This window comes from Lacibacter cauensis (assembly GCF_007830055.1).
GTDB classification, from domain to species: Bacteria; Bacteroidota; Bacteroidia; order Chitinophagales; family Chitinophagaceae; genus Lacibacter; species Lacibacter cauensis.
Genome location: NZ_VLLE01000005.1, coordinates 38404 through 60308, shown reverse-complemented (window position 1 = coordinate 60308; position 21905 = coordinate 38404). Strand labels below are relative to the sequence as shown.

Here is a 21905-nt window from a genome sequence, read left to right as displayed (position 1 = left end):
CGAAATTTATCTGCTTTAATTAAACCGGTTTTATAATTTGGTATTTGCCGCTCAAATGCAGCAAGCTGAATAAATACAATAAGCCATCGTAATAAGGATCGAAATAACCATCTTCATACAGCTCCAGTTTTGCATTCCACAATGCATGTACAAAATCGTAACGGTTATTTTCTGAATAGATCATTTCTGTAGTTGCCAATGTGGACACAAGTCCGAGTGAATGGCGCAGTTTTTTAAAACCACCCGCCTGTAAAATGGAGTCGGGTCTTGTGCCATCCATGTTGAACTGATCTTCAAACCTGTTGATGCCTTTGGAGCGAAAGAATGTTTGAATCCGTTTTGCATAATCCAATTGCCACGCTGCATCTTTCTTATACCATACGTAATCCATGGCAATATTCATCGGTACACGCCACGAATCGTAACGGAATGCTACGGGAATCCATCTGGTGTTATGCGGTGCGCCACTAAACTCGCTGTAATCAGGATTTAAACCGGTAACTGGATGACAGGCCCTGCGCAAATATGCTCTGGATGTATCTGCACATTCTTTATAAAAATCCTCGTGACCATCTTTGGCATAGAGTGACCACACTTCCATAAATGCAGGAAGATGATAGGAAGGATCCGTCCATGTATAGCCATTGCCTTCGGGAACAAAACTGATCTGTTTGTGCTCTTTGTTGATGACATGAAAAATATTTCCGGTGCCATCTTTCTTCCACATGGCATCTAATATGCGGCGTGCTTCACCATAATAATTAATACCGGTATTGTTGCCCCATTTGTTTGCTGCAAATAGAAGGCTTGTTACAAAATACAATTCTCCATCCGATGCAGAGCCTTGCGAATTACGCTTGAGAGTTTGCGGATTGATGCTCCATGCAAAATAAGCTTCCCTTGGACCTTCCTGGTGCTGCGTGTATTTTTTGGTCCAGCGCCAGATCCTGTCGAACACATCTTTCTTGTTCATCTGCACAGCTACCATCATGCCATACGAAAGTCCTTCACTTCTTGCATCATGATTTTTTAAATCAGATACATATCCCATCGTATCACCCACATTGAAATAAATTCCCTGTGGACTTTCAAAAAGATCATGGTATGCTTTTTCAATCTTCGCATCGATATCTGCCTGCTTATATCCGGCTTCTTTAAAAACATTTTTATACGCAGGTGCTGTCGTTTTTTGTTTACTCTTTTTCGACTGCGCATTTGCATGTGGATACGAGCATACCAATGCCGTTATCAATAACAGCAGCAGGAATCGTTGGTATTGGTTTGATCTATGATTCATCTTCATTTACCGAAAGCTTATTATCTTATTTAAAAAGAGATGGCGCCATTTCATATAAACTTCTGCGCCAGCTTTGAAATTCATGTGCTGTACCCGGAGAAACATAAGTAGCCACTTTATAACCTGCAGCTTTTAAATCTGCTTCTACTTTAGGTAATCCTTCAGCACCACGTGTTTCTTTACTTCCGTATGAAATGAAAATAAATTTGGGTTTCATTTTACCTTCCAGTTGTGCAGGTGTGTAATTACCGCCGCTCAACAATCCCCAATAACCAAATACTTCCGGTTTTGCTAATGTGATGGTATGTGTTTCAAACCCACCCATCGATAAACCAGCCATCGCTCTGTTATCTCTGTCGGCTTTTGTACGGAAGTGTGCATCGATATAAGGAATCAATTCATCGAGTAATACTGTTTGAAATGCACCTACACCTGTAATTTCACCTGCTGTAATTCCTGTAGCTACAACACCTGGTGCACCCATTCCACCACCTGCTGGTGGTGCTGGCGGAGGTGTAGCACTTGTACCTGCTGCTGGAGGTGGTGGCGCTGGTCTGCGACCAATTGGTGCGCCTGTATTCGTCATACCATATGTCATAACTACAATGAAGGGTTTGATTCTTCCTGATGCAATCATATTATCCATGATAAGATTAGTTTTTCCCTGCACAGCCCATGAAGTTTCATTTTCGCCCCAGCCATGTTGCAGGTACAGCACCGGGTATTTTGTATTACCTTTTTCATAGCCCGGAGGAGTGTATACAATGGCAGCTCTTTGTGTGTTGGTACTTTTCGAAGGGAAGATGATGTGCTGCATATTGCCATGTGGTACATCTTTCAATGCATACATATCCTGATCTTTCGAAGGAATTTCAATGCCGCTTTCCCAACGTTGCGATCCATAAAAAAATCCGGTACCGGGATCATTAAATGTAGCACCGTCCACATTTACCCGGTAGTAATGAAATCCTTCATCCATTGGGCCCGCAGTAGTGCCGATGAAATAACCGCTATCTGCTTTTAGTAATTTCGTTCCTCCTTGTCCACCAAGGCCAAGACTCACTCTTACACTGTCTGCATTAGGTGCATAAATTCTGAATCTTGCATAACCTTGTGAGTTTACCTGCGGATATGCCTGAAACGGTTGATTAAATGGAGATGGTTTAAAATCTTCGATGATGGTTGTTTGTGTAAAACCTGTACTGCCGGCCATAAGCATTGCTGCCAACAGAACTACTGATCTTAATTTCATACTACCTGTTTTAAAGTGGTTAAAAGTGTTTGCTATTTGTTTATCGAAATATTTCCTGGAGTGTGGTGGCAAAAAACAATTTGCAGTTCATCCATGTATGTCCGCCCGGCACAATGTAACTTTTTACCTTGATCTTTTTTTCTTCAAACAGTGTAATGTTGTTTTTTACACTTTCGTATAAAAAGTCTTCTGTGCCCACACTGATCGTAAACAATTTCACCTGTTGATTAATCTTGTTGGCATCAGGCGAATAGTTGGTAAAGTTTTTCTGAAACTCTTCAGTTGCTGTAAAGGGCGCATACGAGCAGATGTATGCAAACTTGTCGGTATTGGTTAAACCAATGTTGAGTGTTTGTCCACCTCCAACAGAGAAGCCGGCCACTGCACGGTTTTTACTATCGTTGTACACGGGATAGTTGGCTTCAATAAACGGAATAATATCGTTGATGACATCTTTTGTAAAGTCGGGCATTGGTTTGGGACGAACATTGCCATACGGCATTACAATGATCATCGGTACTGCTTTGCCCTGTGCAATGAGATTATCTGCAATGAAATTGGCGTTACCAACTTTTGTCCATGTTTCTTCGGTATCCGATCCGCCATGAATCAAATACAAAACAGGATATTTTATTTTACCGTTGGGATTGAAACCCGGTGGTGTGTATACGAGCAACTGGCGTGTAGTTCCTAATGTGGCAGAATTGTAATAACGATAACTGATCTTTCCGTGTGGCACATTTTGCAAGGAATGAACTAAGGGTGTATTACCCGGCACATCAAGAATACTTCTTTTGAAACGTTCATTGGCGAACACATAGGTATTGTTGGGATCGGCCAGTTCAACATTATCTACATTAAAACTGTAAGGATAAATATCGGGCTTAATATCTTTCACTGTCACTGACCAAATGCCCGATGTATCTTTTACAAAAGGAAGCGGAGCAGAAAGAAATTCGCCTTTCAACAGTACAGTTTGTGCAGTTCGTGAATAATAGCGGAACGTAACGCTGCCATCAGCATTTACATCGGGCGAACTGATTACAGGTGGCCGTTGCTGTGCAAATACAATGCAGCCGATGAATAAACTTGCAAATGCTATGATAAATGATTTCATCTTATACTATTTAAAAAGTAAAGGGACTGTTTGTGCTACATACTCTTTCACATTCATCCATGTATGTCCACCACCGGTGATTAAACTTTTATGATTGATTTTTTTTGCTTTCAGGTAATCGATAAACTCAACTGTTGATTGGTATAAAAAATCTTCGCTGCCCACACTTACCCAAAGCAGTTTGAAATCGTTGTTTGTTTTTGTTGGATTCTCTACGAGGTTTTTATAGCGTGTATCCATTTCCTGCGGAGAGAGATATGCACTGTAACAGCATATCCAAGAAAATTTATCGGTGTTGCTGAATGCAGTTCGCAAGGTTTGTCCGCCGCCTCTTGAAAAACCACCAATCGCTCTGCTGTTCTTGTTGCTGATGGTACGGTAATTTTTTTCGATGTAAGGAATCAGATTATTGACTAAATCCGTTTCAAACAACTTTGCACGGGTAACTGCATCTTCACTATCTCTGCCAACAATATCACCCGGCTTAGGTTGTTTCTTCTGCTCTGCTATACGTGCCATGGGATTTCCGTAGGGCATTACAACAATCATCGGAACAGCTTTTCCTTCTGCAATCAAATTGTCGAGAATGAAATTGGTTTTACCAACTTTAAAAAATGTTTCTTCTGTATCGGTTGTTCCGCTGATGAGATAAAAGACAGGATAGTTTTTGTTTGCCGATTGATCATAACCCGGCGGCGTGTACACTACTACTGATCCTGTTGAACCTTCAACAGAAGGATAGTACTCGTAAGTAACTGTACCATGCGGTACGTTTTTCATTGCATGCACCAAGGGCGTTTCACCCGGCACATCAACGAGGCTTGCTTTGAAACGTTCATTGGGGAAAAAGTTCACATTGGCCGGATCCATGACTGTTACGCCATCCACAAGAAAGCTGTAAGGATAGATATCGGGTTTTATTGGACCAACTGTTATACTCCAGATGCCGATGGAATCTTTCGTCATGGGAACTTGCGCTGCACCAAACTGACCACCGCCGAGTTTCACTTCTTTTGCTGATGGAGCGAGATAACGAAAGGTTACTTTTTTATCTGCATGCACCTGCGGAGAAATTACAATCGGCCCACGTGGTGGTTGTGCAATACCTGCAGTTGTTGCTACAAGTAACAGACAGGTTAAGGTATAAGTAGCCAATTTTCTAAATGTCATCATCATCGTTTTTAATTCACTATGGTTATTATTACAAACTGATTCTTACAATTGATACAGCATGTGCAGGTAACATCAAATCGATTCTTTAATTAAGCCATTTATTATTCTTCATCCAAAGCAACAGCGTATCCATCCAGCCTGGCTGTCTGAAAATAAATCCATGTCCGCCTTTGGAATAAATATGCATCTCCACAGCAATTTTCCTTTTCCGTAATACTTCAAAATAATTGATGCTGTTATCAACATCCACTACATTGTCATCAGCGGTATGTGTTAAGTATGCAGGTGGTGTAGAGTCGTTTATCTGTAATTCGTTCGAAAACAAATCAACTTTATCTGTTGATGGTTCTGCTCCAAGTAATTTCTTTCTCGAATCTTTATGCGTAAGATTTTCCTGCATTGTAATAACAGGGTAAACTAATACCTGAAAGTCGGGTCGCAGATTTGTTTTTTGCGGATTATCTATATAAGACGTATTGAAATGAGTTGCCAAGGTTGATGCAAGATGACCACCGGCTGAAAAACCAACCACTCCAACTTTATGAATATCAACATTCCATTTACCTGCATTTTCTCTTATATACTTGATAGCCTGTTGAGCATCTTGCAAAGGAGCTATACTTTTATCAACAGAAAAGGAATCATTGGGCAAACGATATTTCAATACAAATGCAGCAATACCATTTTCTGCAAATCGTTTTGCTGTATTTATACCTTCGCCTTCATAAACAATTACACTGTAACCGCCACCGGGACATATCAAAACGGCAGTACCGTTCGCTTTATCTTTTGCTGGCAGAAAAACCTGAATGGTAGGTATTACAGAATGCCTGATCAATCCCGGATACTTTGTATCATTTGTTGCGTTTGAAGCTGCAACAGTTGCACCCGGAATTTGACCGGGATATATTTCTAAAATCTCTTGTGCATGAATATTACTTGCAGTACAGACCAAACAGAAATGAATTCCTGCAAAAAAAAGCTTCCGAATTAAAGATGTTGCCATTCTAATTTCTGATTGTGTGTTTTAGACGTCTTTATTTGTAAAAAGCATCGTTGAAATTTGAAGAAATAATGCAACCCTTTATTGAATGTCAAGCAATGTTCTGTTGAGGTTGGTTAAGATATGTTGAACGTTACAAGTTATACAGCTCACCAATCTTAAACTTCCAAAAAACCACAGCGGAAAATATTACACAACACAGCCGTTCAGATTAACCCCTTATTCGGCTGACATCGTTATGATTTGCCCTGGTTTTGTGGCTATATCATACAAAAAGGTTTTACTTAACTCGACTGGTGCAAGTGTTGCCTTTTCAGAAACAAACGGTTCTTTGATTTTTTCTGTTGCATAAAAGGGATTGTTGTTTTCGCCAACTGCATTTTTCAATGCTGCACCACTTACTGTTTTCAGTTGATTGGGTACCCGGATTCTTAAATTGCCACCCAAGGTTGATTTGATCACTGCTTTCACAACCTTTCCGTTTTTCCATTCCAGGCTTACAATTTCAAAACCACCTCTTGCACGTAAGCCGCTAATGCTTCCGCCATTTTGCCAAACAGTTGGTAGTGCAGGAAGCAAGTGAATAGCACCGTCATCACTCTGCATCAGCATTTCCGTAATACCCGATGTGCATCCGAAATTTCCATCAATCTGGAAAGGTGCATGCGCATCAAAGAGATTATTGTAGGTACCTCCGCCACCTTCATTTGTACCAACCGGCGTGAGTTGATTTTTGATGAGTTGAAATGCATGATCGCCGTCCAGCATTTTTGCCCACCAGTTTACTTTCCAACCCATACTCCAGCCGGTTGAAATATCGCCCCGATGCAACAAAGTAGTTTTTGCGGCATGATGTAATTGCGGCGTGCGGTAAGCGGAGATCTGGTTTGACGGAAACAAACCATACAGGTGTGAAATGTGCCGATGCTTATCGTTGGGATCATCAATATCATCAAGCCATTCCTGCAATTGCCCATGCTGACCAATATGCATCGGCGCCAAACGGGCACGCATTTTTTTCAGCGTATCAACAAATGCTTTGTCTTTCTTTAAAATTTCCGCAGCACGAATGGTTGAACTGAACACATCAAACACAATCTGATTCGTCATGGTTGTGCCTGCATCGAGTGAAGAACCCTGGTGTGCTTTGGGTGCATTCTCCGGCGACATATCCGGATTCATCACCAGCCATCTTTTCGTGGGGTGCTCTATCAAAAAATCAACATAGAACAACGCCGCACCTTTTAATACAGGATATGCTGTTGCTAAAAATGTTTGATTGCCATTGTACAAATAATGTTCCCATAAATGCTGACTTAACCAACCGCCACCATTGGCCCATGCTCCCCAGAATGCACCATCTACTGCACCGGTTGCCCGCCAGATGTCGGTGTTGTGATGCGCCATCCAACCTCTTGCGCCATACATGTCTTTTGCTGTTTGCACACCTGTTACTGATAATTCCTTCACCATTTTTAATAACGGCTCATGCAACTCTGACAAATTTGTTTTTTCTGCCGGCCAGTAATTCATTTCGGTATTGATGTTGATGGTGTACTTGCTGTCCCACGGTGGACGGACTTTGTTGTTCCAGATACCTTGTAAGTTGGCGGGTTGTCCGCCGGGCTGCGAAGACGAGATCAATAAGTAACGGCCAAACTGGTAGTACAAGGCTGCAAACTGCGGATCGTTGGTGCTTGCAAAATTTTTCAACCGTTCATTGGTGGGAAGTGCTCTTGCATCAGTCACACCAAGATCGATCTTAACTCGATTGAAATATTTTTGATAGGCTGCAATATGTGCTGGCTTTATCTGCTGAAACGATTTTACAACCGCTTTGTTGAGATACGTTGCTGCACGTTCGTTTTCATTTTCACTTACATCTTTGTAGTTATTGAAACTTGTTGCAATAGAAATATAGATGGTAACAGCCGTTGCATTTTGAATAGTAATAGACGTATCGGTTGCAGAAGTTGTACCACCTGTTGTTTTTATTTCGGAAATGCCTTTGTAACGAAGCATCCCTTTTACGCCTTCATGATCAACAGTCGTACCGGCGATGGTCAATTGCTTTCCTGCAACAACTGATCGTTGTGCATTCGGCAAAACCGATTTATAAAAAGCAGTAAAAGAAATACTGTTGGGTTTGCTGGCAGTCAAATGCAGTACAATTGCACGATCAGGAAATGAAGCCAGCACTTCTCTTGTGTAGTTGACGCCGTTAACAGTATAGGTTGCTTTTGCTATGGCCTTTTCAATATCCAGTTCACGGTAATAATTGCTGTAGTTGTCGTGCCCGTCAAAACGAAGCTGCAATTCACCGGCAGGCAAGAACATTTGCCCATGCGATTTTTTACTGATGATGACTCTGTTGGCCAAACGCTCAGCGTCTTTCTGCTTACCATCAAAGATGAGCCTGCGCATTTCAGCCAGTGAATCCAATGCAAGCGGATTATCATTTCTGTTCGGGCTACCGCTCCACAAGGTATGTTCATTCAATTGAATAGTTTCAGTTGATACATTGCCGTAAACCATTGCACCTAACCTGCCGTTGCCGATTGGCAATGCATTTTCCCATGTGTTGCCGGAGGGGCTGTTGTACCACAATTTTAATTGCGTATTCGTTTGAGAGAAACAAATACAATGACTAAAAAGAAACGAAAGAAATACAACATGTTTCATAATAAACGTATGAACTGGTAATTGTTTAAATATAAATCATCCTTCAAACAATTTCCCTGTGTTTATTTATGCAAACGCAAAGTCCGCTGTAGAAACGGCGGACGATTTACTATCGATTGCTATGCGAGAAATAAACTCTTTATTCTATCTTATGCTTACACTTTTAATGCGTTATTTGCCTTTGCTTTTTAATGCTATTACACTGTAAAAAGCAGGCTTGGGTTTAAACTCTTTATCGAAGAGTAAGGGATAATTGGTTCTGCCACGAACAGGAAACCCGTTGAGCCATGACTGTCCATCATCTACACCCCAAAATGTAATACGGCTTATCTTATCCTTATGCTTTAAGAACAGGCGAAACACATCCTCGTAACTTTTCGCCAACTGGGTTTGTACAGAATCGGGCAAACCCGCTGTATATGGGTTGAGTTTTGCTTCGTAAGCTGCACGTTGATTTACATCGGCACCAACAATATCACGTGGATTCGGCAATACGCTCAGATCCAGTTCGGTGAACATCACATCAATACCCAATGCAGAAAATTCGAGAATACTTTCTTCGATATCTTTTAACGGCAAATGATTAATGTGCCAATGCCCCTGAATACCTACCCCATCAATACGCACACCCGCCGCCTGTATTTTTTTGATAAGTGCAATTGCTCCTGCACGCTTTTTGGGTTGCTCAATATTGTAATCGTTGTAGTAAAGCTTTGTGTTGGGTGCAGCCTTTTGTGCCAATCGAAATGCTTCCACTACAAAATCATCGCCGAGTTTATCCAGGAAAATTGATCTACGCATGGTACCATCTTCATTCAACGCTTCATTCACCACATCCCACGAATACACCTGACCATCGTAACGGCTGGCAATTGTAGTAATATGCTCATTAAAAAACATGCGCACTGAATCTGCATCTTTTATGCGACGTACAAATTGCGGCAATTGACTGTGCCAGATCAATGTGTGTGCATTTACTACAATCTTATTCTTCTTAGCATAGGCAACCAATTTGTCAGAAAGTTCAAAATTGTAACGGTTCCATTCGGGATGTATCACCTCTGCTTTCATAATATTCTCAGGTGTTACGGCATTGAACTGCTTAGGAACCAATACCGCAGCCCCGGGAACTTTCTCTTCTATCTGCGCTGTATTTAATGCAGTACCGATGAAGAAATCGCTTTTAAACGCTTCCTTTAACGAGGGAACATCACTTTTAGATTTGACTTTGTTTACACTACTGCAATTAAGAAAAACAAATCCTCCAACTGCTATAACGATTCCTTTTATAAAACTTTTTTGCATGTTGTACTTTTTAAAGTTGCTGTTCATCAACAGCAATATCCTCTTGCATTATGAAACCGCTGTTGCATATCCATAAAGCAACTTCTGTAATAAACCAATGTGTTTAATAAACTACCGGGGTGAATGTTTCGAATTTTACGCCTCTGTCTCTTAAAACGAGGGTATCGGTAAAGCTATGTGTCGTAGTACCAAAGTTCACCTGGTATTTCAAATGCAGCACATCTCTTTTTTGGTTACCAAACATATCTCCTTTCTTTACAAAAGTGCCGTTACCGGTTACTGTATACGTTGCTGTAGCAGGGCCAACAACAGTACACTTGCCAGTATTATCGAAATTCAAGAAAAGTTGAAAAGGAGCATTCACATTTCCCTTATTTTTTGAATTTAAGGAAATACTGTCTTCAGTCATTGATTTCGTAAAGAGGTTACAGATTTCATCTTTTTCAACATACTGATTTCTGTAAACCAGATTCGTATCGAGCGCAGTATTACCATTATTACCTCTTACCTCTGCTACACCCCTTCGTAAGTAAACACCATGAAATGGATTTACATATTTAACAGCATATAACACATAATCTTTCGGCAATACAGCCCAATCTGTCGAAAGTCGTGGATCCGGAGTTGATTTAGTTGTTGAGCCACGTAAAACAGAATCTGCATTTACAACAGAATTAATGCGCATGGGTATAACAAACGTATTTTTTATTGAACGTGGATCAGCAAAAAAAGCATCTGTGAGTTGTACTTCAATTCCACCAATTACTTTTCCACGAGGAATTACAATCTTCATATCCTGTGGCAGTGTATAATAGTTTGAAGGCATAGCAATAACATCGCTCCCTGATGTCGAACCAAATTTCAGCCTTTGTGCGAGTGTATTATCGATAACTACAGAAAGCGTTACATCCTTCTTGTTTTCGTATACACCACCCATTGTAGCCATAATCAAACACTTCTTTTGATTATCCAGTGTATTATCAATAATATCCTCACCAAAAACAAGTGTTCTTACGGGCGATTGGTATGCAAAATATACAGTTGAATATTTATAGTCGGGGAACTCCCACTTTTTATTACAGGCTGTAATAACTGAGAGTAAAATTGCAGAGATAATTAAAACTCTTTTCATATTTCTAGCATTAATAGTTATAATTCAAATATTACCAGCCTTTATTTTGAACAAGATTTGCTTTTTGCGCCTCAGTTAAAGGAATTGGTCCATAGTACATATCGGGAGAATACTGTCGTATTTCAACATTCTGTACTGTAAATACATTGCTGTTGATTGTTACACCTTTTGCAGGTTCTGTCAAATTCAATTTCCAACGACGCATATCCCAGAAACGGAATCCTTCAAAACATAATTCAAGTCTGCGTTCGTTACGAATAAGATTACGCATATCCTCTTTCGTGGTAACAGACGCCAGATAAGCATCCGGCTGTGTAATACCTGCTCTTTTGCGAATGGCTTGTATTATACTGCGTGCAGTATAACCGTGAGCGGTTGCCCCATCCGGACCCCAAGCTTCATTTGCAGCTTCTGCACAAATCAAAAAGATTTCTGTATAGCGAATATGTACCGGATAATGCTTCTGCGTTGAGAGTGCTGTAGGATTTGCATTGACATCTTCTCGTAATAATTTACGCATATAGTAGCCGGTCCTGGTAGAATTTGGCAACAGATTTACAGCATCATTTGTAGGAGCATCCGATTTTGTAAATATTGTTCTGTTAGAAATAGTACCGCCATTCACAACAATATAGTTACGTAAGCGTGGATCACGATTTGCGTAAGGGTTTGTTGCTACATACCCGCTTGCAGGATTGGTAATAGGATATCCGTTGGCCATAGGAAAAGCATCTACCAGATTTTGCGTTGGATTAACTCTTCCGTTTCCAAAAAGTGTTGGAGGAAAATTATCTCTTTCCAAGTTGTTTGTAACTACAATGTTACCTCTCCACAACATTTCCCGTTGTTCTGTTGGCGAGTTAGGCGATGTGTTAATATCAAGTGCATTAACATTAGCAGCCGTGTAAAATAAAGCACCTTGTGGGTCGATGGCATTAACACCACCAATCAGGTTCAATATTTCACTTGCAGTATTTGCAGCTGCTTCCCATTTCGCAGCAGTCAACTGTGGGTTATATGCGGGGCTGGCAGCAAGCAATGCAGTACGTGCTTTGATTGCCTTTAATATACGGCCCGACATTCTTTGCCTGTTAAACGTGCCAAAAACCCTGTTATAATCTGCAACAGCCATACCTGTGTATTTAGCCGGCACCTGTGTTACATTTACATAATCGAGCGGCAGATACTTTTCTGACTCGGTTAAATCAGTATAAATCTGTTGAACGCATTGATCAAATGTATTACGAGGTTTTCTGAAATCAGAATCAGGAGTCAACGCTTCTGTTATAATAGGCACACCCAGCAATTCGCCACTTGCACTGTAACCTGCATGCGCCTGCAATAAATTATACATAAACAAAGCACGCAAGCCATAAACTTCGCCCTTTAACCGATCTGTAAAAAGTTTGCGTACATCTTTACTTGATGGAGCCCAGTTTACGCTGTCAACTTCCCGTAAAAAAAGATTTAAGTATAAAATTGCAGTGTATGAATTGTTCCACTGATCAACGGGATTATTCGCTGCAGACCATGAGCCTGTTGCCATATTCAGCAATGGATTAAACTTGTCGTTTGTAACAGCATCATCTGTTGCTACATCATTAAACGAATAGCTATTTGTCGGCAGCCTGGTATACGCATTCATTAAAACGCCTTCTGCATATCCCGGATCAGCATAGATATCGCTTAAAGTTCTGTGATTGTCATCAAGTGGTTCAAGTACTTTCTTACATCCACTCAATGCAAGCACAGTTATAAAAAGTATCAATAATTTATTAGTCATGATATTCCGTTTTCTGTGTTGAATCTTACATTAAAATTGTGCACGTATTCCCATATTATAACTTCTGAGCTGGGGTGAACTGGCTACAGCCAGTTCCAGAATTTTTCTGTTTTGAGCAAATGTGTACAGATTCGATCCTGAGATATACACTAACATACCTTTAAACACTGAATTACGAAAGACGTTGCTCGCTATGTTATAGGTTAACTGTACCTTACTTAGATTAAACCGATCTGTTTTATATACCCAGAAATCGGAGCTGCGGAAGTTATTGTTATTTTGCTGCGAGCTTAAACGGGGATATGTAGCAGTGTTCTTCGTTGCTTCAGTCCATCGGTTTAATACAACTTCCGAATACTTCAGATCACCACTTACCCAATAGTAGTTATTGTTTGTTAAGCCATAGCCACCATTGTTGCCCGTGCCTAAAACAAACAGATTAAAGTTTTTGTAGGCAACAGAAAAATTAATTCCATAAGTAAACGGAGCAATGTATCTGCCAATCATCACCTCATCACGATTGTCGATTACATTATCGCCATTTTGATCAACATATTTAATATCGCCGGGCCTTACTTCACTGAACAATTGACGGGGGCTGTTATTAATATCAGCCTGATCTTTAAAGAAGCCTGCATTTTGCAAACCGAAAATTGCATCGAGAGGTTTACCGGCTCTGTTTTGGTAAGCATCTAAAAACAACTCATCACGTTTTGTAACTGTTGATTTTGAGTAAACAAGGTTTGTGCCCAGACTAAATTGCACATCGCCGATTTTCTTATTAATGTTCAACATTAAGTCAAAGCCTGAACGTTTATTTGCGTTATAGTTCGTGTATGGAATAAACGAACTGAAATAGTTCGGGTATTGCGAAAAGCGTTGCGTAAGCAACCCGTCCATCTGTGTAATGAAGAACGAAGATTGCATTGTTATAAGGTTATTAAAGAAACCTGCTTCAACAGAAGCATTTACTTCTCTCCTGGTTGGAAAACCAAGATTTGGATTTGCTCCATTTGCTGCAGTAGTTGCCTGCGTTTGCGCTTGCACACCATCATTCCAGGTAAAAAATGCCCCACGATTGTAGATATCTTCGTAGAGGTAATAACCATTTATATCCAAATCTGTATTTAATATACCGGCTGATGCAGAAAGTTTAAGATGGTTAACACTTTTTGAGTTAACAAGAAAATTTTCTGCACTCGCTAACCAGCTTAAACTAAATGTGGGCGAAAATGCTGCACGGTTACCTTTAGGTAATTTTGTTGAATTAACATAGGCACTGCTGAAATCGACCCAATACTTGTGTTTGTAATTATAGCCGAGCTGCAGGCCAAGATGTGAATTGGTAATGGGCTGATAGACATCATTAACAGAAACAGACGATGTAAATCCGAGAAGTTTTGCCGAAATATTATGATCGTTTGCAACAACTTTATCATAACTAAACCAAGATGAAAAACCAATGTTTTGTCGTTGTGTTGTGTTATTGATATTTTGTATACCTGGACGAGCATCTTCACCAAATTTTTGCAACCCTGTTATTTCATTTGAAGTAGAACTCCATGTGGGAGAAAAAACTGCATAGGTATTACTTATTGATTGCAAATAAGAGTTGCCATAATCCAAATTAAACAGTGTGTGAAAAGACAACCCTTTAACTACTGTACTGAGATTTGCATCAATTTGATTTGTTACCTGCAGTACACGTCTGATATTCATATCATAACCGGCAGCATACAAATCAGCTATCGGGTTTGTTTGAAACTGTTGCGCACCACCTAACAAATATTTACCATCAATGATATTACGGCTTGATGAGGCTAAAGCAAATAATGTCTTATTACTTTCAGGAATTAAACTAATCGGAATAAGCGGAGCGAGTCTGTTAGGTAATAATGTTGCAGCATTCGCCCAAAAATTACCACGTGCTCTGCGGCTTTCGCTGAAGATTGCTGATACATATACCGAGCTCGAAATATGTTCATTCAATTTTAAGTCAACATTACCACGAACATTTAACCGGTTATCGTTTTCATTCTTTCCTTCGCCTACATTCAACAAGGTTGAACTATTGGCAAAACCGATGTTTGAATAAAACCGGGCATTTTTATTTCCGCCGGAAAATTCAGCATTTGCATCGGTAGCGTTTTGAAATTTTTTCAAATACTGTGCTGAATAAAAGTTAGCACTCGGGTAACGATAAATATTTCTTCCGGTTGTATAATTTTGAATAGTTGCAGCATCGTACAAATTAGCAAGACCATCATTGCGCCTTGCTTCATTAAACAAGGTCATATAATCAGCTGAGTTGAGATAATTAGGCAGTTCACTTGGTGTTGCTACACCTGTATTTACACGAATGCCAATTTTACGGCCGTCAACTTCACCCTTTTTTGTTGTAATGAAAATAACACCTTTAGCTGCCTGACTTCCATAAAGAGCAACAGCATTTACACCTTTTAAAACTGAAATCTGTTGCACCTCGTTAAATGTAATATCTGAAAACTCTCTGCGTATTCCATCAATAATAACAATCGCATTTTCTAAACCCCAGATATTGTTACTCCAAAGTAAGCCTGCAACACGACCATTCATACCACCTTGAACAGTAAGGTTAAAATCCTGATCGATATAACTTTCCGGATTTAAAATACTTATTGCACCGGCTACATCCTTTTTATTGATTTTATTAAAAGGAAGGTACACTTCACTGTATAATGCTTCTTCGCTGTTAAGTGAAATGTTACCAAGTGTAGCTGTTGCTTTTATAACAGATAGCCTAAACCCTTTTGCACTGATTATTAAATCAGAATTAAGAGGAACTTTAATTGAAAAATTACCGGCTTTATCTGTGTAAGCATTTGTTTTTCCTTGATTACCTGATACAACTGCACCATCAACCGGATTTCCTTTTTCATCGTACACAACCGATGAAATCGTTATCTGTGTAACTTCCTGAGCGTTTATTCCTGTTGAAATAAGTGAAATTAATGCACAGAGTATCCAACATATTTTGAAATACTTCATTTCTAAAATTTAAACGTGAATTAGCGATAACAGTATTGAACCGTTTTACCAGGTTTAATACTGTTCGTTTACTTGTGGTATTACCATCCCGGGTTTTGACCGAATGAAGGGTAAAGATTAACTTGATTGGTAGGTAAAGGCAACCAGTTGTGCTTTGGTTCAAACACTCTTGTTACAACTACACGCTCTCTAAGGTTAAGTGGTTTGCCATTCGTGCCTCTGTCAAAATCAATCACTGTTTTCTCAGTATATTTCTTTTCGCCGGCAACACCCCATCTGCGTAAGTCGTGCCATCTTAAACCTTCAAATGCTAATTCAACTGCTCTTTCTCTCATCAGTTCGCCCATGAAACTCTCTTTTGAACCGAGGAATCTTGCATCAACATCCGGAACACCAGCTCTTGTTCTGATTTTATTTACTGCAGCTACAGCGGTAAGACTCATACCTGTTGCTGTGCTTTGCGGAGTACCAAAACCATGTAATACAGATTCTGCATACATTAAATAAACATCTGCTAAACGGAGATATGGAATGATGATATTAATATTATTCCACTCATTATCTGTATTGTTGCAACCATCTGTTACAAATTTGCGTACCAAGTAGCCGCTACGGCTGGCTGTATTATCTAAGCGAAGATTACCACCGTTAAACAAGTTGGCAAAACGATAAGCTGCATTGGCGGTACCACGTATCATGCGTACGCCATCATAGGTAATTGCTTTGTAAAAACGTGGGTCACGATTAGTCCATGGATCGGCAATATCATAACCCGAACCAGTAGCATCAAGTGGCAAACCGTTCGCCATACCAAAATAATTGACATAGTTGGCTGCAGGTGATGAAATACCTGCTTCTCCACCTAATGGTGGCGGAATAAACATATTTACCAACGACCAACGAGATTTCCAACCTACGTACGTGGGAGGGCCAAAAATTACTTCAGGAAAACCCGGATGTCTTGAGTTATTAGAAATAGTATACCAGTTTTCACTGTATTTATCCCAAGGCAGTAGTTTATGGAAAGACTCTCCACTCTCAGACATTTTTATTACACGGGCAAATGCATCAGCCGCTTGTTTACACAATTCTACATCATATGCATTTGTACCTGTTGAAGCTTTATTCATCATTGGACTTGCTGCATATAATAAATTCTTCCCTTTATAAGCAAGCGCAATTGATTTAGTTACTCGTTGCTGATTATTACCTGCAGTAGTTTGGCCAACTGCTGCATTATCCCAATTGTTTGGTAATAAAGCCGCAGCATCTTCAAAATCTTTAGCAGCTTTTAAAGCAGTTTCTTTATACGTTAACCGAGGTAATTCAAGTCTTACAGAACTTGAAAGAACAGTATCAATATAAGGTAAACCTCCCCAAAAGCTCATTAATTGAAAGTGAAAGAATCCACGGAAAAACAGGAGTTGTCCTCTTATTACATCTTTTTCCTCTTGTGTAGCAGATGTTAACATTTCAAGATTGGCTAAACCGAGATTTGCCTTACGTATACCATACCATGACAATGGCCAAAGTCCTTTATCATGACATTCATTAGGATTAGTTGTTGCCGCTCTGTCATCAAGCCAGCTGTTATCCCAGCCGCCACCACCTGTTTGCCATGCTCTGTAATTGCCATTATCAAACTCCGCATTCAATCTGTAATTGGCGTTTGTTGTAGACAGTATATCATCACCTGTATTCCATTCGTTATTCCAGGTTGATTTAGACATGTCTGGCAAACATGAATATAACTCTTCTGTAAAACCCTGGAAACTTCTAAAGCTTGTAAATACATCCTTTTCAGAAATGTTTGCATCCAGAGGCCTGTCTAAATACTTTTTACACGATGCAAATCCTACTATAATAAGTAATGCAGCTGCTGCTAATTTTAATTTTACAAAATGCTTTGTCATAATTAATTACTTTTTCAATTATAAGCTTAGGTTAAAGCCAAAGTTGATACGACGAACTGTTGGGTATGCACCTTGTCCGGAGTAGTTGCTGGAACCAACATTTGCTTCACGATCGTCCGGCATTTTACTCCAGAAAAGAAGATTGTTACCATTTACATAAACACGCATTGATTGTATACCTGTTTTTTTCAACCAAGTTGGGTTAATGGTATACGACATCTCAGCTGTTTTTAAACGAACATATGATCCATCGTAGTTGTAAAAATCACCGTAACTATAAAGTCTGGACTTCCAGCGTGGAAGCGGAGAAATTGCATCTGTATTATCTTTTGTCCAGTAATCACCTTGCTTAAATACAGAGTTCAATGCTGCACTGAAGTTTGTTTGCGTTAAATTTCTTGTTACATTATTAACTGCATAAAACTGTACAAAAATGGAGAAGCGTTTGTAATCAAATCCAATGCTTCCTGTATAGGTGTTTTGTGGTCTTTCAGGATAAGCATATGGTACGTTATCAAAGCTGTTAATCACACCATCGCCATTAAAATCGATCAAATTAAAATTACCAGGCAGTTTATTATTATCGTTTTGATCCAGAATACTACTGCCATACACTTCATCCCATGTATTGTAATAGCCTGCACGTAATTGTGATCTGTACTGACCGATTTGATAGCCTGCCTGCTTCAGATAATCATCGAGTAATTTCGGATCATCACGATCGAGGATTTCATCCTTTGCATGTGTCAATGCAAAATTTCCCCACAAACGAATATCCCGCTGCCTGTTAAACGTTTTATTAAACTTCACTTCAACTTCATAACCCTGTACTATTGTTTGACCAAGATTTGCGGTTGGAGGAGTGCCACCAAAATAAGCAGGCACTGCACGTTGATTACCGCTGATCAATACATCTGTACGGTGATCTCTGTATACCTCGAAGCTACCTTCAATGAGTCCTCTGAACAAATTGAAGTCAACACCTAAATTTGCTTTTGCAACAGTTTCCCAATGAATATCCGGGTTGCCAATTGTATTTTCTCTAAACCATACATATGGGCTGTTTGCATTATTTTGACCCATACGTGCCTGACCTCCGTAAGTCCATTGTGTTAAATAAAGGTAGTTACCGCCAATAGCATCATTACCTACAAGGCCATAAGAAGCTCTTACTTTCAAACTGGATAACCAGTCAACTTTTTTCATGAATTTCTCATTTGTCAAAGTCCAGCCAACAGCTGCAGAAGGGAAAAAGTCGAAGCGGTAATTAGGACCAAAACGTTGCGAACCGTTGTACGCACCATTTACTTCAGCAAAGTATCTGTTACCATAGTTATAAGTAGTTCTGAATACCCAGTCCTCTCTGAATTCGGGGAAAGAGCTACCTACAGCATTTTCATTACGCATAAATAACCCCATTGAAGTAATGTTGTGCTTACCCACTTTTATTGCATGGTTCAGTTGCAACTGGTAAACACGTCTTCTTCTTGTTTGTCCGTTTTGGAATGCATCAGGTCTAACACTCCATTGTGGTAATATATAATCAAACTGGTTAGGGCCTGCTGTATTACGGTATTGCACTCTTCCATCGGGTGCAATCCATTTCACAATTGCACTGCCATCATCAAATTGGCCACCTTGTGAAACAAACGTATTATCTAATGAATACGAACCTTTAAACGATAAGTTTTTGAGTATTGCACTTAAATCCTGTGTAAGGATAAAGTCAGTAGTCATTTGTGTGGTTTTCGTATTTCTTACACCATTGTTCGAAAGAATGTGTGCAGGATTGTTTGTTGATACGGGATCAAGGGGATAATAACCAAAAGCACCATCGCTGTAAACAGGATAAAAAAGATCGGGTGCCAAACCATAAATCCCTTGATACCAGGAATATTCAAAACCACTCCATGTATCCTGACGTTTACCATAGAGCGCCGATAAATTTGTAGACAGCGTTGTTGTGCGGGTTAACTTAAAATCGAGGTTTGCACGAATGTTTAATCGGTCGTAAAAAAAGCCAGGTTTATACCCTTTACCGTTATCCGGTATTTTCATGATATCACCTTCATGTAATAAGTCTACAGAAGTGAAATACTTCACAAAACTGGAACCACCTGAAATATTGATGTTGGCATTTTGAGCCGTTGCCAATTTCTTCAACGATTCGGCTTGCCAATCAATATTGGGATATTGCTGCGCTTCCTGCGCATTTGCAGGATTGCGATATTTTTCAATGATTGCTTGCGGAGTATAATCCTGCCATGATGCGGGACTGATGCCCAGCTCACGTTCAATAGCCATATTGCGTATAGTTAACGCATCGTATGCATCATACTTCTCCGGCAAACGTGAAGGAACTTTCAAGGTGGAGTTCACCGTAATATTAATGTTGGCTTTTCCTTCTACACCACGTTTCGTTGTAATAAGTACTACACCATTTGCACCTTTAACACCAAATACAGCTGTTGCCGATGCATCCTTTAAGATAGAAACACTCTCAACAGATCCAATATCTACACCATTGATCGAACGTTCAATTCCATCAACCAGGATAAGTGGTCCTGCACTGTTCCAGGTGCCTTGTCCACGTATAAAAATCAACGGATCTTCTGCGCCAGGCATACCAGTACCTTGTATAGTGATAACGCCGGGAACATTACCGGTTAAAGCAGCACCAATGTTAGATACACCGCCAGCACGTTGCAGAACTTTGCCGGTTGTTTGTGTAATAGCCCCTACCACACTCTCCTTCTTTTGCCGGCCATAACCAACAATAACCACATCTTCTAAAATGGTACGGGTTAAGCCAAGCCTTACTTCAATAACAGTCTGGTCGGCTATCCCAACTTCCATTTCATCCATTCCAACGTAACTTATGACCAGTATTTTTTCTTTTGTTGGAATTGTAATCCGGAATAAACCTGAAGAATCGGTTGAAGTAGCTATTGCTGTCCCTTTAACTTTAATGGTAGCGCCATAAAGAGGTACACCCGAAGAATCTTTAACGGTACCGGTTACGGTTCTTGAATTTCCTTGTGCCGATGCCTGCAAGCCTGTTAATAAAATACAGCAGAGGGCAACAGTTAGCTTTAGCAGCCAGTTTTTAGCCACGCATTTCATACTTGATTATTTATTAGAGTTAGTCTTGATTTCGTTGATGTTTGTTAAAACATACTATACCAAATGCAGAAAAGTCCTGGTTAAGATGAATCCATATACTTAAGCAATCATTTAAATAGTTCTAGCAGTTCTTTGAGAAGCGTATGCAGTGTTGTGCAAGCATTTTGCATTTTCTGCTTCTCCCGAAATGCTCAAATCGTTAACTGTTTATTTCAAAACTTCAACACAAAGGCTGTAAGTCCGGTGTTTTCCACTTTTTAGAATCCACCATTTATTAAAGACAGCCAGGGCTTAACTATGTACCAAAGGCATTTGCATTTTTCTGCAAAAAGTTTATCCCGAATGCTGTTGCAATTGTTACCTGGCTCTTTACAACTAATAAAAACATCAACAACTTTTGCTTTTGAATTGATTTCGAACAGCTCAATTCGAAATCGCCAACCCTGCCGGTTCCGTTACGCCAAATAAAAGTGCCTTACCTATTTTCCGGGTAGCAATTGTCATTTGATTACGTACCGTAAACACGGAAATGTTCAACTCCGAAGCGACTTCTTTGTATTTCAATCCCTCTTCTTTTACCAGTTGAAACACAGCTTTGCACTGTGCTGGTAATCCATGTACAACCCGATCGATGGCTTTGCATGTTTCCCTTGCAATCATCAATTCTTCCGGGCTGTTGCATTCAATAAATGACTCTTCTGCAACATCATGTAAAACACGAATAGGCTCTTTCGAACGTTTGGCCAAATAGTTGAGCGACAGATTGCGGGTGGTTGTATACAGGTAGCCTTTCAGGTTATCTATGCTGTGCAACTGGCTGCGCATTTGCCAGATTTTAACGAATGCATCAGATACCACTTCTTCAGCACCTTCACGGGATTTTGTAATGGAAAAGGAAAAATGTTGAAGACCCTCCGACAAAAGCAGGTAAAGCTCCCGGTATGCCCGGATGTCTTCGTGCATCGCAATCCGTAGTTGCAGTTTTTGTAATTCTTCCATATGGCAATCAGAAGGGTTTTGCTTAATTACACGCCATGGAGCCACATAGAAATCCTACGTATTATCCTAAGCAGTTAATTAAGATTAGTCTGTTTTTAC

At 39.9% G+C, this 21905-nt stretch carries 13 protein-coding genes; all 13 read right to left on the bottom strand.

Translation table 11 applies throughout. From position 1 onward, the window contains the following. Positions 1-19: 19 nt before the first annotated feature. The 13 genes from IQ13_RS13905 to IQ13_RS13845 all read right to left on the bottom strand — a co-directional run bounded on the left by IQ13_RS13905 (position 20) and on the right by IQ13_RS13845 (position 21806). Entirely contained in the window at positions 20-1297 is a 1278-nt protein-coding gene (locus tag IQ13_RS13905) for a family 8 glycosyl hydrolase (RefSeq protein WP_199758271.1), read from the bottom strand. A gap of 25 nt (positions 1298-1322) precedes the next feature. Further along, the gene (locus IQ13_RS21610) at positions 1323-2549 is read right to left on the bottom strand and encodes an alpha/beta hydrolase-fold protein (protein WP_242009554.1); all 1227 of its coding nucleotides are present in this window, start codon (positions 2547-2549) and stop codon (positions 1323-1325) included. Between the two features lie 40 nt (positions 2550-2589). Further along, the gene (locus IQ13_RS13895) at positions 2590-3666 is read right to left on the bottom strand and encodes an esterase (protein ID WP_144887000.1); all 1077 of its coding nucleotides are present in this window, start codon (positions 3664-3666) and stop codon (positions 2590-2592) included. Between the two features lie 6 nt (positions 3667-3672). After that, complete coding sequence (locus tag IQ13_RS13890) at positions 3673-4836, bottom strand: alpha/beta hydrolase (RefSeq protein ID WP_144886999.1); 1164 nt, start codon at positions 4834-4836, stop codon at positions 3673-3675. Positions 4837-4924: 88 nt separating this feature from the next. Further along, positions 4925-5845, bottom strand: a complete 921-nt coding sequence (locus IQ13_RS13885) for an alpha/beta hydrolase (protein ID WP_144886998.1) — start codon at positions 5843-5845, stop codon at positions 4925-4927. Positions 5846-6061: 216 nt separating this feature from the next. Then, positions 6062-8524: a glycoside hydrolase family 95 protein gene (locus IQ13_RS13880; protein ID WP_144886997.1), complete on the bottom strand. Its 2463-nt coding sequence runs from the start codon at positions 8522-8524 to the stop codon at positions 6062-6064. 171 nt (positions 8525-8695) lie between these two features. Beyond that, positions 8696-9829 carry an endo-1,4-beta-xylanase gene (locus tag IQ13_RS13875; RefSeq protein WP_144886996.1) on the bottom strand — a complete coding sequence of 378 codons (1134 nt, stop codon included), beginning with the start codon at positions 9827-9829 and terminating at the stop codon, positions 8696-8698. A 103-nt stretch (positions 9830-9932) separates the two neighbouring features. Further along, on the bottom strand, positions 9933-10961 hold the full coding sequence (locus IQ13_RS13870; protein ID WP_144886995.1) for a DUF5627 domain-containing protein: 1029 nt from the start codon (positions 10959-10961) through the stop codon (positions 9933-9935). 31 nt (positions 10962-10992) lie between these two features. Continuing rightward, complete coding sequence (locus IQ13_RS13865; protein WP_144886994.1) at positions 10993-12744, bottom strand: RagB/SusD family nutrient uptake outer membrane protein; 1752 nt, start codon at positions 12742-12744, stop codon at positions 10993-10995. Positions 12745-12774: 30 nt separating this feature from the next. Next, the gene (locus IQ13_RS13860; RefSeq protein WP_144886993.1) at positions 12775-15771 is read right to left on the bottom strand and encodes a SusC/RagA family TonB-linked outer membrane protein; all 2997 of its coding nucleotides are present in this window, start codon (positions 15769-15771) and stop codon (positions 12775-12777) included. 80 nt (positions 15772-15851) lie between these two features. Then, a complete protein-coding gene (locus IQ13_RS13855; protein WP_144886992.1) occupies positions 15852-17684 on the bottom strand; it encodes a RagB/SusD family nutrient uptake outer membrane protein in 1833 nt (610 codons plus the stop codon). 18 nt (positions 17685-17702) lie between these two features. Next, positions 17703-20807 carry a SusC/RagA family TonB-linked outer membrane protein gene (locus IQ13_RS13850; protein WP_144886991.1) on the bottom strand — a complete coding sequence of 1035 codons (3105 nt, stop codon included), beginning with the start codon at positions 20805-20807 and terminating at the stop codon, positions 17703-17705. A 423-nt stretch (positions 20808-21230) separates the two neighbouring features. Beyond that, positions 21231-21806 (bottom strand): RNA polymerase sigma-70 factor, encoded by a 576-nt coding sequence (locus IQ13_RS13845; protein ID WP_144886990.1) that lies wholly within the window; start codon positions 21804-21806, stop codon positions 21231-21233. Positions 21807-21905 lie beyond the last annotated feature (99 nt).